Below are 12379 nucleotides of genomic sequence, written 5' to 3' on the forward strand. Positions count from 1 at the left end.
CGGGCGGGCGGGCGAGTGATGATGTTGGATCAAGTAATATCCAGCTTGTGCATCGATAGGACTAAAAGGCGAGGCTAAACCTGCTTTGCCTAGACCCGTTGTGGATAAATCATTATCAAGTAGTGCACAGCGGGCTAATGCAACACCTAATCCTGCGGCCGCGGCTGCAATTGCCATATCCGTACGATTAAAATAATGCCCATGCTTACTGAGCACATTCTTTCCTGTGTTTGCTTGTTTTGTTTTTGGCGTTTCGAGAGATATTTGCTGTAACCAAAATTGCCATTCAGCGTTTTTATCAGCATGCTGCCAAGGCATTGCATCATGTAAGAGCGTAATCGTTTTCCAGAAATTACAGCTGCCACTATTGTTAATTTGGTTATTATTATTGGTCATATCCCAGTCAAACTTTGCCATATATTGCGGGCTCATTACAGGCAATAACTGCTCTGCCAATAACAATTCAGCGTTAATCTTTTTATCACTCGATTGATAGGGGCTTTGGCCATAATCGATTGCCAGATCAAAATTAGTATCGGTATGATCCACTAGTGCTCCTTCGGCAAAGGTATGGATCTTGATATCGGGGTATTGTTGATAGAAATCTTGTAAGCGGGGGACTAACCATTTATATGCAAAAGAGGGGGTGAGTTTAAGATGCACCTCACCTGCATGGCGATTAACTTGTTGTAACTGGCTAATGACATCTCTAATATTCGTTAAACTTTGTTCGACTACTTGATGTAATTGATATCCCGCTGAAGTTAAACGAATACCACGAGAATGGCGTTCAAATAGGGTCAATTTAAGGTTTTGTTCCAACTGTTTTATTTGCTGGCTAATGGCACCAGTAGTGATATGAAGCTTTTCAGCGGCTTGAGTAAAACTATTGCAACTGGCCGTCGCCGTAAATGTCGCTAAACCGGATAATAGATTATTGTTAATTTTTATCATCAATGGCTCCAATCTAGATTTTGCGTTTAGTTTATCTAAAGGCTGATGTTAATACTTATGGATTGTTAAGTAAATGTAACCTCCTTATGCTAGCCGTATTATTTATTGGTGATGGTCGGTATAAAATGAAAGTGATGGTATTAGGTTGTGGAGTTATTGGATTAACGTCGGCGTGGTATCTGGCAGAAGCTGGCCATGAGGTGACCGTCATTGAACGTCAGGCAAGGGGGGCTGAGGAGACTAGTTTTGCTAATGCTGGGCAGATTTCTTACGGTTATTCTTCGCCTTGGGCTGCACCTGGTATTCCGGTGAAAGCCATCAAATGGTTGGCGTAAAAACATGCTCCATTAAAAATAAAACCAGGACTATCACCTGATTTGTATTTATGGGCAGCAAAAATGTTAGCTAACTGTAATCAGCAGAGCTATGAAATAAATAAAGCGCGAATGCTACGTATTGCTAATTACAGTCGGGACTGTTTGATTGAGTTACGTCAGCAGCAAGATATTCACTATGAAGGTCGGCAAAAGGGTACCCTGCAGGTATTTCGTCATGAATCCCAGTTATCAGGTATAGCGAAAGACATTAAAATATTGGCGGATAGCGGGACTTCATATGAAGCGTTAGATGTTGCAGGCTGTATTGCGGTCGAACCTGGATTAGCTGGCGTTAAAGATAAAATTGTGGGCGGATTACGTTTACCCGATGATGAAACTGGTGATTGTTATCTGTTCTGTCAGCAACTTACTGCATTAGCACAAGCGGCGGGTGTTAAATTTAAATTTGGGGTAACCGTCAATAAGCTCAATCACAATGACGGTAAAATTAGTTCGGTTGATACCAGTGTCGGGGAATTAACAGCGGATGCCTATGTTGTAGCGCTGGGCTGTTATTCATCAACATTATTATCATCAACGTTGTCACCTTTCAGGTTAGCGCTGCCTATTTATCCGGTAAAAGGCTATTCGTTGACTGTACCTGTTGTTGATAGTGCGCAAGCACCAGTATCAACAGTCATGGATGAAACCTATAAAGTAGCGATAACGCGCTTTGACCAACGAATTAGAGTTGCTGGTACGGCAGAGTTAGCCGGTTATAATTTAGATTTGACGGCTTCTCGAAAAGAGACCATCGCGATGGTTATCAAGGATTTATTTCCCAATGCCGGCGACATGAGCAAAGCTGAGTTCTGGACTGGCTTACGACCAATGACACCCGATGGCACACCTATTATTGGCAAGACACCCGTGGCCAATCTATTTACTAATTGTGGTCATGGCACATTGGGCTGGACCATGGCATGTGGTTCGGCTCGTTATCTTGCAGATGTAGTCAGTGGGGTTGCGCCAGATATTGATAGCCGTGATTTGGATGTTTACCGTTATGGTCATTAATGCTACTTAAACAAGGCAACATGATGACTTGCTAAAAATTGAGAACCCATTTCATAGCCCATTTGATAATCGGCTGCCAGTGCTTGATCGCTGCTCCCTAACATCCGACTTTCTAAGGCTTCAGGTGGAGCAATCTCGATGATTTTTGCATCATCTGGTGGATTATGTATAAAGTCGATTGCTTCACTATATGAATTCTCATGACCGGTAATAATATCCAGTACTTTCGGACAGCGTTGTGAACTGCATACCCAAGATTTAAGTTTATGTGCCCACGGTGAGCGCGTATTATGGTGTGCTGGTACGGTGCGGATAACAATGATTTTTTTAGCGCCTCGATGATACGCTTCTTGAATGGGAATGGGCATTGATACCCCTCCATCAACGTAATGTTCATCGCCAATTGCGACGCCTTTTTTATATAAATAGGGTAATGCACTCGATGCTTTTAACATGGTGAGCCAATTGTCAGCGGTGGGCTCAAAAAGAGTAGGACTGAACCCACTGATGTTGGTTGCAGAAAAGAGCAGTTGACGGTTTTTTAGTTGTGCTTGTGCGCAATCCATATTGAGTTGATGATCCGCATCATTAACCTTGTCAAAATACCAATCTAGGTTAACCGTATTACGTCCCATCAGCGTTCGTTTCATATTAAAAAATTCAGGATGCTTGGATAGTTGCATGATTGAGCGTTTAGCATGCCCAGATTGTCTGGTCATGTAGCTTGATAAATTTTGAGCGCCTGCAGAAGTACCAATCAATAATGCGAACGGGTTAAAATCTTGCGCTAACCAGCTGTCTAATACTCCGGCTGTGAAAATACCGCGTTGACCACCGCCTTCAACCACTAGTGCCGCATCTTTAATCGGCATGCTGGCGTTGCAACTGGCAATATTAGTTAAGGTATTTTTGGCTATGTGGTTCATATTAAACTCCTAAAAAAGGTCAGAGTTAAATTTAACGTATGTATTAACATTTATAAAATCGATTGAATATTTCTTATTGATAGGATTTAGTTATTAATTGGTGTGAGTGCGGGAATACCGTTCACCGTTTATGATGTTCTGAATAGTGATATGGGTGATGATTACCCCAGATTACTGTATTACAAGATATTTTAGGTACTTATTATGTAGATAGTTATGAGGACAGTTATAATAATGATTATGTACGTGTTAATGTCCATCGTCATAATGGCTTAGATGGTAAGGTATTTCGTATCAAGATCAGTGCACCATAAAGTGTGATTCTAATAACCACTCTGTTATTAGCAAAAAAACAGCCCTGACCAAGGCTGTCTTTATATTGTACTCTTAACTAGTTTAGGAACTATTGATTAGTTTAGATAATCTTGCTGATTGACGTTATTTACTAACAACTCAGGTTTTATTTTTTGTAAACTTGCGGTAATAATCTGGCGTACTCGTTCTCGAGACATAAATAGGCGCTCACCAATGGCGTGTAGTGTTTGTGGTTCTTCTCTACCAAGGCCAAATCTTAGTTCTATAATTTCTCTATCACGATCACATAAATGGCTTAAGACTTCAATTAAGTAACTAGATGTATCGGTATTTTCTATTTCATCATTGGGTTTACAAATAGAGCTATCTTCAATCAGGTCAACGAGTGCAGTACTTGAATCATTTTGGGTTTCAATGGTTTTATCTAAGCTTGCTTCTGTAAAATAATAAGCTAGAACACCAACAACGTCTTCAAACTCGATTTCGAGATTTACTGCAATTTTTCGTAGATCCTGATTACATTTCAGATCAAGTGACTCTTCACGGGCATTTTTTAAAATGCGTTTGTAAGATTTACCTATATGAATAGGTACGCGGATTGTACGTGATTGATTCATGATGAAACGTTCAATGTTGTTCTTGATCCACCATACTGCATAAGTTGAAAAGCGAAATCCTTTTGTTGCATCAAACTTTTCGACGGCGTGGATTAATCCGGTATTACCTTCTTGAATGATGTCAACAAGTGACAATGACGTATGCTGATAACGTTTTGCAATATTGATTACTAATCGCAAATTAGATTGAATCATACGTTGACGTGCTTTTTTATCTCCTTCATGGACGGAAATAGCGGTATCGTATTCTTCTTCCTTGGTAAGTAAAGTGCTGTTTTTATTTACTTGTTGCATGTAAAGATCTAATGCGTTTGATTCGTTAAATAATTCCATTTTTTAACCCCCAACGTATTTTATTAGCGATACTCACTTATCCCTGTAAAAAATACGTAACTCTATGACAGATGAAGAAATTTATATTTCATGACAACTTGTCTAATTATAATCGGCCAAATTGAAAAATATAGATAGTGATATAAATAAAAAAAGGGTCATCTTGTGGATGGGTTAAAAGAACGGAACAAATAGGAGTGATGTCAGACCAGTTTTTAGTAATTACTATCTATAATTAAGTATTTAAAATTAAATACTTAATTAAATTGTCACTTGGACTATTTAATATCTGTACTTTACGCAGGTTCTACATAAAATATTGAGTAGGAAGGAGACCTAATCAATCTAAGAATCTAGATTAAGATTGAATAGGCTCGTATCTGAAAAAGTGCGGCTTACATGTGCTCTTCACGTTCGGCAATACATTCATATGAAGCCATTTCGAATATACGACATACCCAAGGCCTGTTTTCATAGATACTACACATCAATGTGTCTCTATCGAGTGCGGCACACCAACCATCATAACTCTGTGCCATCACTTCACTACCCCATTCATCTGTTGCAATGTAGCGTTTTGGCACGCCAGTATCGGTTAAGATCATAACTTCTAAGCGGCAGCAACAGGCTTCACAGTTAGAGCAGGTGATTTCGGTCGTTGGTAGGTTTGTTATTTCAATCGTCATTCTTATGCCTTTTCTACCGATTTAATACGGTTATTAACAAACTCATGAGCTGAAGCTGCAATATCTGCACCTTCAGATTGCCGACCAAGATTAGCTGCTGCAATCAAGGTCGCGCCTGAACCGAAGAAGGGATCAATAATGAGGTCGTCAACGCTTGAACTTTGCGTTATGAGTTTTTCAATCAGTGGCACTGGTTTTTCGGTTGGGTAGCCACGCCAAACCCGTTTTTCTTGCAATACATCAGGCATGCCTAAATCATGTAATTTACGTTTACCTTTTTCGAAAAACAAAATGAATTCATAACGTGCACGATAATGGTAACCCATGCCAATAGCACATTTATCCCAGACAATTGGTTTCCAAAATTTAAACCCGAAGTCTTCAGCGATCGGTTTAATCACAAACATTGTTTCTTGATCGCAAAATAAATAAAAATGACTGTTTTTTTTCAACACGCGATAAATCTGTTCAATTAATGCAGGAAAATCACTATTCGGGAAAATCCTAAACCATTGGTTACTCGAACTGGCGCTATTTTTTAAACGCGTCGTTGTACCAATTTTTCGGTGTTTTTCTAAGGATTCATAAGGAGGATCTGTGATGACTAAATCAATACTTTCACTAGGAAGCGTTTTTAACCAGTCTACTGCATCAAGTTTATGTAGCTTCATTTATATTATTTCAATCTGTTCGCAGTTACCTGCATGGCATAGAGCGGCCATGTTATCAGGTAACGGCTGCAAACAGTAGTAATGAGTGTGTTATATCGAATGGACATTTATAGAGGGAGATTTTAATTGAAAGGCATACCCCCAAGTAGTATGACACGTATTTTGGGGATATGAATTCAGGCCATAATGCCCTAGATATTATTCTTCGCCGTAATCTAAATCTTCGTCATCTTCACTAATCACGCGAATGCCATCTTTTACCAACACTTCAACATAGAAAGATGCATCTTTGCTTAGGTCACCGCTATCAATTGATTTATTGATTTCAGAAAGGTGAATAACCTGCGCTTCTTGTTCTGTTACACCATACTTACAATCAAAGTCCCAGTAATCTACACCTTTAGGTAGAACCTTATTACGTTCTCTTTTAATGTATTTTCTGATTTCGCTTTTGATAGATTCAACTTGGCGAGCTGGAACAATTTTTGGGTGGTTTAATACAAACGTTTTTTTCATCTTTACCCTTTAAGGAATTACGGAATATTTCATAACATAGGTTAATTATATCAGGGAAAAGAATAAATGTGGCAAACAGTACACTTTGTCTGCACTTTTAATCGGGTTGAGTTTTCTTGTGACAAATTATCGTGGAGTTGATTATGAAGTATGCTTTCTTAATTATCTTATTTTTATTTACTTTTTCTGTTCAGGCTAGTTATTGCAGTGGTCGGAATTGGCGGGATGCTTATCAATCTTATACACATAATATCGACCTACTTAACTATCATATTGATCGCTATAACATATTGCTGGATAAAAATAATTGGACTAATGAAGATGATGAAAAATATACTTATTTGATTGCCAAACTCGCAGTAGAAGAATTAGACCAGCTCAATATTGATGTAGAAAATTTAGATAACAAATTTAACAAGGTCAAATATCTGTGGCAACTAATCAGTGAACACTGTTTGCATGATGATGAACTAGATTATAATAATATGGCGATTAAAAATGCACGAGGGGCAGATATAGGGCGACAAGAAGTGAATGATTTATTAGCGAAAATTAAACTTTTAAAGTTGCGATTTTTAAAAAATATCAAATTTATTAATGATAATTAGGGGGTGCCACAGATATGTAGAGTAGTGTAAGTTATTAATATACAAAACTTTACGCTATATTACGTAGCATTGTTTTGCTAAGTAAGTATGGTTATGATAATTATTGTTTTCATAAATATTATTATCGAAGGTAAAAATGACACTGTTAATTGTTTACGCTGCAATTTCGATTGTGATTTCGTTTGTCTGTTCAATATTAGAAGCAACATTGCTGAGTATGACACCAAGCTATATCGCTAAAATGCAATGTGAAACTCCGATACTTGCAGAAAAATTAGGTAAATTAAAAGATAACCTTGACCGCCCTTTGGCTGCTATTTTAACACTTAATACCGTCGCCCATACTGCGGGTGCTGCAGGTGTCGGTGCGCAAGTTACGGCTATGTATGGTAGTGCGTATTTAGGTATCGCTTCTGCGATCATGACGGTATTAATTCTTGTTCTTTCGGAGATTATACCTAAAACAATTGGTGCTACTTATTGGCGTCAGCTTGCTCCATCAAGTGTCACTATTTTAAACGTGATGATTGTATGCTTAAAACCGTTTATTTTTATGTCAGAGCAAATTACACGTCGTATTGGTCAAGGCTATAGTCATAATATCGATATGCGCGAGGAAATTATAGCTATGGCGCATGTAGCAAAAGACACCAATGATATCGATGAAGATGAAAGTCGTGTTATTCGTAATATCTTGGATTTACATAATATTAAAGTGAAAGATATCATGACGCCGCGTGGTGTCGTTTCTTATGTTGATGCAAATATGAATATTAATGATTTTGAAGCATTAATGACAACCATTCCTTTTAGTCGGTTACCGTTATTGAGTAATGATGAGTTTTTTGGTTACGTGCATAAATCAGATATTTTACATCATGAGGGGGAGACTAAATTATTGGCGCTTGCAAAGCCCTTAGAAGTCTATTTACCGACACAAAATGCGGAGCATGTATTTAATGATATGTTGCGTTCACGGAACCACCTCGCCAGTATTCATGATGAGTTAGGTACTTGGTTAGGTATTGTGACGATGGAAGACATTTTAGAAACCATTCTTGGGCGAGAAATTGTCGACGAAAGTGATACTAATGTTGATATGCGTAAGATAGCCAAAGCTAAATGGTTAAAGCGATTAGCTAAATAATTAAAGCGTAAGATACAAAAACGAGGATGATTACCTCGCTCTTGTATCTGTAAGGAACCTTATTCTTCAGCGACTTTGTCTGCACGATATTCGAGGTAAAACTCTTTCATTCGTGCATAAGGGTCTATGTAAGCTTGCTTAAAGGCTTCATAATCACCAAGGCTAAAATATGTTGCATTTACCTTATCGACAGCTTGAACAGTAATAGACAGCTTGTCGGGTTGTAAATAGGTGAGTGGACTAAGGAAGTAATCCGCACCACGTCCAACACTGTCTCTTAGAGTCGAGGGGCCAAATACTGGCCACACAATATAGGGGCCATTACCTATGCCATATTTACCTAAGGTTAATCCCATATCTTGATTATTTGGTTGCCAATCCAAGTAATGTGCTGCTGGATCCATCACCCCTAAAAGGCCAACCGTCGAGTTTACGACGAAGCGTCCTAGTTCAGTCCCTGTCGATTTTATATCACCTTGGAATAGACTACTGGTAAATCGAATCGGCATGGCTATATTGTGAAAAAAGTTGGCAACTCCGACACGAAAAAACTGTGGGGTAATCGCCTTATAACCTATTGCTGTCGGACGCAGTACCCAAAAAAAAAGCTTATCATTAACATGGAACATCGCCATATTAAAGTAATAGAAGGGGTCTGAAATCTTGTCGCTATTATCTATCTCAGTGGGACTATCGTCATAAAATAGATCATCATCTTCTTCTGTAAAAAGCCCATCATCTTCAATATAATCAGGTGTTGAACTTACGGAAGTCGGTATAGGCTGACCTTGTTGTAATCCGAGGGGGATTTCAGCGCTTTCTTTATTGTTTTTCGGGGTTGCACAACCGCCCACCACTAAGATAAGCAGTAATAACGGCACTGTCAATGAACGGGAAAACTTATTATTCTGCATTATTTTCCGTATGGGCTAGGTTTTTTTCATTAAGTAATGTCAATAATTCATCGGGTGTCTTTTTCAGTAATAGTGCAGAATATTCCTTACGAAATGAATTGATTAAACTTCTGCCTTCCACTTTAATATCATAGATACGCCATTCATTATTTTTTAAGCGTAGTGAGTAATCGATCGCTGTTTTATTATTAATTAAGCTGTTTACACGAGCGCGTTGCATCGTATTTATTGGCCTCATTGCAGAGGAGCTAGTCAGTGATACAGTAAACTTACTTGCATCATTAAGTCTGTCTAAGTATAAGTTACCAAGATGGATAGTAAAGGCGTCAGTAAATTGTTCTTGTTGGCTATCTGTAAAACGACGATCGCTGTAATCACCAAGAGGGCGCGTCGAATCAGCTGCAAATTTACCTAACGTTAACTCTGAAATTAACGTAAAGTCAAAATAAGTCGTCACAATTGGCCATAATCTTTTACGTTTAACTTCAGTTGTGAGACTTGGGTCATTAATAATCGTTAATGATTTTTGCATTGCGCCATCAATTAATGCGGTTGCTTGGCTGATATTTTCATCAACGTGTGCGCGCACTGTCGTTGTAAATAGTAGCAATGTTGAAATAGATAAAACGATTATTCTTTTCATGTGATTTCTCATAATGAAGTTATTTGACATACTGTTACTCATCTTTTATATAATTATTTACTGTCGCCACTAAATATGTATTTACTAATAAGGTCTTCAATATCGAGTGCAGATTCTGTTTCTTCGATGCTATCACCTTCTTGTAGTTGCTCATCACTACCACCAGGGGTAAGGGATAGGTATCTGTCACCGAGTAATCCAGCTGTTTTTACCGATGCCATGACATCGACCGAGAGATTTATGCGTTTTTCAATTTTTAGTTTTACACGTGCTATTTTAATATTTGGTAGTAATATAATATCTTCAACTTGACCTATTCTCACGCCCGCCATTTCGATATTAGCACCACCTTTCAGGCCCGTTGCAGAATTAAAGTCTGCGTAAACACTATAGTAGTTATCACCTAGCAGCTCCATTTTACCGAGTTTAATAGTCAGGTAGCCGACGCAGAGTATACCTATCAGTACAAATATACCAACAGAGGTTTCGATGGATGATTTTTTCATAACAGTTCCAATTAAATAGGTTGATCGATCTTGAGTCATTATGACTCGTGGCCATGGACAAATTCTGCAATAACAGGGTTTTCATCATTGTTTAGTTGTTCAGGAGTACCTTGAAAAATAATGTCACCTTCATTAAGCAGTGCAATGCGTTGAGAAATCGTAAATATCTCAGGAATCTCGTGGCTTACAATGATACCGGTAAATCCGAGTTTACGTTGATAGTCTGCAATCATTTTATGTACTGCTTTCTTACGTATTGGATCTAACCCTGTAGTCGGTTCATCAAATAAGATAATTTCAGGTTCTGTGACGAGTGCGCGTGCTAGAGCGACTCTTTTTCGCATACCTCCAGATAGTTGTCCTGGGTATTGCTGTTCTGTACCTAAGATATCTAGCTGTGTCATACGTTTTTCAACACGCTGTTGTATTTCTATTTTATTTAATTTACTTGCTTCTTGTAAGGGTAGAGCAATATTTTCATATACAGTCATTGAGTCAAACAGTGCGGAATCTTGAAACATGTAACTGAATTTCTTCTTTAAATTCTGTTTTTCTGTTTTTGCATGCTCGGATAAACTCTTGCCATTGAATAGAATAGAGCCAGAGTCAGGAGTTAATAAGCCGATAATATGCTTGAGTAAAACACTTTTCCCTTCGCCACTTTTACCGATGATCGTCGTTATCTCGCCTTTAAAAACACTGAGGTTGATATTATTTAATACCTGAGTGCCATCAAATGCTTTACTGACATTACAAAATTGAATAAGTGGAATATTCATAGCTTTCCTATAATAAGACAGACGTTAAAATATAATCAATGACAAGCACTAGAATACTTGCTTGTACAACTGCAGTTGTCGTTGAAAATCCAACGCCTTTTGCGCCAAAATTATTACGGCGAGTATGAGTGTAATAACCGTGGTAGCAGCATACCGTTATTACAGTAATAGAGAAAAATAATGATTTAATAAAACCTTCCATTATATCAGCCATTAGGACGCTGTTTTCTACACGATAGAAGTAAATAGCGGGATTAATGCCTAATAATTGAGACCCGGTAAGATAGCCGCCAAAAATACCGACGGTATCAAAAATAGCGGTTAATAACGGAAAGCTAATCAGTGCGGCAATGATGCGTGGGCTAACTAGAAATCGAATCGGGTCAATAGTCATCGTTTTAAGCGCATCGATTTGTTCTGAAATACGCATAATTCCAATTTCCGCAGTCATTGCTGAGCCTGCACGACCGATAATCATTATTGCGGTTAACACAGGACCTAATTCGCGAATAAGGGTAAGTGCGACTGCAGAACCTAGTAAACCAGTCGAGCCAAATTGAGATAGGGTATAATAGCCTTGTAACCCGAGGACCATACCGGTAAATAGACCTGTCACACAAATAACAACAATTGACTTTGCTCCAATAAAATAGAGTTGTTCAAGCACTCTTCGCCATTGCCAAGGACGAGAAAACATATGTGTTATCCCATGCAATAGGAATAGCGCTACTTTACCAAAACGTTGGAGTAAAGTCATGACCGCACGGCCAAGTTGGGCTAATGGGCTACTCAAAAAGATAGCTCGAGACATGCATACTCCTTAATATATTAGAGCTGTTTGACGTTTATTATTAATAATTGTTATCAAATCAGGGAATTTAGAATATTATCAATTGTTTAATGTGCCAAAAATGAACTGAAAAAGCGATCTAATTATTACTAACATGGCCATTCATTCAAATTTGTATGTTTTATATAACTTATTTTAGTTAATTTTATCGCAAATAAATGACGGTGTACTATATTTGTAATTAGGTCGACTGGATATTTTATTCCTACTACCTTTACAGTATGTGAATAAGTGCAAGTGAATAACGTGCATGGCAGATACGTGTAAAAGAAGATGAGTAACGTACGTGACAGGTGCGACTTAGTAAAGAAGGCAAGTGTAAGTGAAAACGAATAGTGTAAATGTAAATGTAAATGAAGATGAATAACGTATGTGACAGATACGAGTTAGTGAAAGCAAGTGTAAATGAAGATGAATAACGTATGTGAAAGGTACGTGTAAGTGAAAGCAAGTGTAAATGAAGATGAATAACGTATGTGAAAGGTACGTGTAAGTGAAAGCAAGCGTAAATGAAGACGAA

The 12379-nt window shown here is 38.1% G+C and carries 13 protein-coding genes and 1 pseudogene; 3 read left to right on the forward strand and 11 right to left on the reverse strand.

The window, feature by feature from the left end; all coding sequences use genetic code 11:
* A partial coding sequence (locus tag BT797_RS03525; RefSeq protein ID WP_075471092.1) for a LysR family transcriptional regulator occupies nt 1-954 on the reverse strand: 954 nt, incomplete at its 3' end.
* 134 nt (nt 955-1088) lie between these two features.
* On the opposite strand from BT797_RS03525, the pseudogene BT797_RS03530 reads away from it, so the two are divergent.
* A pseudogene (locus tag BT797_RS03530) lies at nt 1089-2348 on the forward strand (D-amino acid dehydrogenase).
* Nucleotides 2349-2350: 2 nt separating this feature from the next.
* Here the strand turns inward: BT797_RS03530 and BT797_RS03535 are convergent.
* The 5 genes from BT797_RS03535 to BT797_RS03555 form a co-directional block, all read right to left on the reverse strand.
* A complete protein-coding gene (locus BT797_RS03535; protein ID WP_075471093.1) occupies nt 2351-3274 on the reverse strand; it encodes a patatin-like phospholipase family protein in 924 nt (307 codons plus the stop codon).
* Nucleotides 3275-3684: 410 nt separating this feature from the next.
* Entirely contained in the window at nt 3685-4539 is an 855-nt protein-coding gene (locus BT797_RS03540) for a sigma-70 family RNA polymerase sigma factor (protein ID WP_045109385.1), read from the reverse strand.
* A 395-nt stretch (nt 4540-4934) separates the two neighbouring features.
* On the reverse strand, nt 4935-5225 hold the full coding sequence (locus tag BT797_RS03545; protein WP_045109386.1) for a YkgJ family cysteine cluster protein: 291 nt from the start codon (nt 5223-5225) through the stop codon (nt 4935-4937).
* A gap of 2 nt (nt 5226-5227) precedes the next feature.
* Nucleotides 5228-5896, reverse strand: a complete 669-nt coding sequence (locus BT797_RS03550) for a DNA-methyltransferase (protein ID WP_045109387.1) — start codon at nt 5894-5896, stop codon at nt 5228-5230.
* A gap of 198 nt (nt 5897-6094) precedes the next feature.
* On the reverse strand, nt 6095-6412 hold the full coding sequence (locus tag BT797_RS03555) for a DUF6172 family protein (RefSeq protein WP_045109388.1): 318 nt from the start codon (nt 6410-6412) through the stop codon (nt 6095-6097).
* 143 nt (nt 6413-6555) lie between these two features.
* Between BT797_RS03555 and BT797_RS03560 the strand changes: the two genes are divergently transcribed.
* Together BT797_RS03560 and BT797_RS03565 are read left to right on the forward strand one after the other, a co-directional pair.
* On the forward strand, nt 6556-7020 hold the full coding sequence (locus BT797_RS03560; RefSeq protein ID WP_075471094.1) for a hypothetical protein: 465 nt from the start codon (nt 6556-6558) through the stop codon (nt 7018-7020).
* 136 nt (nt 7021-7156) lie between these two features.
* Nucleotides 7157-8167 (forward strand): CNNM domain-containing protein, encoded by a 1011-nt coding sequence (locus BT797_RS03565; RefSeq protein WP_045109390.1) that lies wholly within the window; start codon nt 7157-7159, stop codon nt 8165-8167.
* Nucleotides 8168-8226: 59 nt separating this feature from the next.
* On the opposite strand, the gene BT797_RS03570 is transcribed toward BT797_RS03565, so the two are convergent.
* From BT797_RS03570 to BT797_RS03590, 5 genes are read right to left on the reverse strand one after another with little or no spacing between them, the layout of a single operon-like run.
* Entirely contained in the window at nt 8227-9081 is an 855-nt protein-coding gene (locus BT797_RS03570; RefSeq protein WP_082293666.1) for an MlaA family lipoprotein, read from the reverse strand.
* Complete coding sequence (locus BT797_RS03575; RefSeq protein ID WP_045109392.1) at nt 9071-9724, reverse strand: MlaC/ttg2D family ABC transporter substrate-binding protein; 654 nt, start codon at nt 9722-9724, stop codon at nt 9071-9073. Before BT797_RS03575 ends, BT797_RS03570 begins: the two co-directional genes overlap by 11 nt.
* 53 nt (nt 9725-9777) lie before the next feature.
* Nucleotides 9778-10230, reverse strand: a complete 453-nt coding sequence (mlaD, locus tag BT797_RS03580) for an outer membrane lipid asymmetry maintenance protein MlaD (protein ID WP_045109393.1) — start codon at nt 10228-10230, stop codon at nt 9778-9780.
* Between the two features lie 38 nt (nt 10231-10268).
* Nucleotides 10269-11009 (reverse strand): ABC transporter ATP-binding protein, encoded by a 741-nt coding sequence (locus BT797_RS03585; RefSeq protein ID WP_045109394.1) that lies wholly within the window; start codon nt 11007-11009, stop codon nt 10269-10271.
* Nucleotides 11010-11016: 7 nt separating this feature from the next.
* Nucleotides 11017-11820 carry an MlaE family ABC transporter permease gene (locus tag BT797_RS03590; RefSeq protein ID WP_075471095.1) on the reverse strand — a complete coding sequence of 268 codons (804 nt, stop codon included), beginning with the start codon at nt 11818-11820 and terminating at the stop codon, nt 11017-11019.
* Nucleotides 11821-12379: the final 559 nt, after the last annotated feature.

It is taken from the genome of Moritella viscosa, assembly GCF_900120065.1.
Lineage (GTDB): Bacteria > Pseudomonadota > Gammaproteobacteria > Enterobacterales > Moritellaceae > Moritella > Moritella viscosa.

What these genes read in the sequence shown, in the direction of transcription:
- BT797_RS03575 (WP_045109392.1), bottom strand. Translation starts at nt 9,724, where the DNA reads ATGAAAAGAATAATCGTTTTATCTATTTCAACATTGCTACTATTTACA.
- BT797_RS03565 (WP_045109390.1), top strand. Translation starts at nt 7,157, where the DNA reads ATGACACTGTTAATTGTTTACGCTGCAATTTCGATTGTGATTTCGTTT.
- BT797_RS03545 (WP_045109386.1), bottom strand. Translation starts at nt 5,225, where the DNA reads ATGACGATTGAAATAACAAACCTACCAACGACCGAAATCACCTGCTCT.
- BT797_RS03570 (WP_082293666.1), bottom strand. Translation starts at nt 9,081, where the DNA reads ATGCAGAATAATAAGTTTTCCCGTTCATTGACAGTGCCGTTATTACTG.
- BT797_RS03585 (WP_045109394.1), bottom strand. Translation starts at nt 11,009, where the DNA reads ATGAATATTCCACTTATTCAATTTTGTAATGTCAGTAAAGCATTTGAT.
- BT797_RS03535 (WP_075471093.1), bottom strand. Translation starts at nt 3,274, where the DNA reads ATGAACCACATAGCCAAAAATACCTTAACTAATATTGCCAGTTGCAAC.
- BT797_RS03590 (WP_075471095.1), bottom strand. Translation starts at nt 11,820, where the DNA reads ATGTCTCGAGCTATCTTTTTGAGTAGCCCATTAGCCCAACTTGGCCGT.
- mlaD (WP_045109393.1), bottom strand. Translation starts at nt 10,230, where the DNA reads ATGAAAAAATCATCCATCGAAACCTCTGTTGGTATATTTGTACTGATA.
- BT797_RS03560 (WP_075471094.1), top strand. Translation starts at nt 6,556, where the DNA reads ATGAAGTATGCTTTCTTAATTATCTTATTTTTATTTACTTTTTCTGTT.
- BT797_RS03555 (WP_045109388.1), bottom strand. Translation starts at nt 6,412, where the DNA reads ATGAAAAAAACGTTTGTATTAAACCACCCAAAAATTGTTCCAGCTCGC.
- BT797_RS03550 (WP_045109387.1), bottom strand. Translation starts at nt 5,896, where the DNA reads ATGAAGCTACATAAACTTGATGCAGTAGACTGGTTAAAAACGCTTCCT.
- BT797_RS03540 (WP_045109385.1), bottom strand. Translation starts at nt 4,539, where the DNA reads ATGGAATTATTTAACGAATCAAACGCATTAGATCTTTACATGCAACAA.